The sequence below is a fragment of the Caproiciproducens galactitolivorans genome, from assembly GCF_026672255.1.
Lineage (GTDB): Bacteria > Bacillota > Clostridia > Oscillospirales > Acutalibacteraceae > Caproiciproducens > Caproiciproducens galactitolivorans_A.
The window spans coordinates 1-479 of record NZ_JAPOHA010000028.1 but is presented as its reverse complement, the minus strand read 5'-3'; the positions used below and the strand labels follow the sequence as shown (position 1 = coordinate 479).

The window sequence follows — 479 nt, the reverse complement described above, 5'->3', positions numbered from 1 at the left end:
GCGCAGTTTACCGATCCGGACGAAGTAAAGGATTTTGTAACCCGTACGGGCGTGGATTCCCTTGCCATCGCCATCGGCACAAGCCACGGCGCATACAAGTTCAAACCCGGCCAGAAGCCGCAGCTTCGCTTTGATATTCTGAAGGAAGTTTCCGACCGTCTGCCCGGTTTCCCGATCGTACTGCACGGCGCATCTTCCGTTATTCCGCAGTTTGTGGAGGAAATCAACAAATACGGCGGCCAGATGCCGGACGCAATCGGTATTCCGGAGGAAATGCTCCGCGAAGCCGCAAAGATGGCGGTCTGCAAAATCAATGTGGACTCCGACCTGCGTCTTGCCATGACGGCCAGCATCCGCAAATATATGGCGGAAAATCCGAGCCACTTTGACCCAAGGCAATACCTCGCCCCCGCGCGCACAGCCATTAAAGACATGGTTGCGCATAAAATCACGACTGTTCTCGGTTGCGCGGGAAAAGC

At 55.3% G+C, this 479-nt stretch carries 1 protein-coding gene; it reads left to right on the top strand.

What is annotated here, in order from left to right; all coding sequences use genetic code 11:
• The coding region (locus tag OUY18_RS13795; RefSeq protein ID WP_268059357.1) for a class II fructose-bisphosphate aldolase at positions 1-479 on the top strand (479 nt) is incomplete at both ends.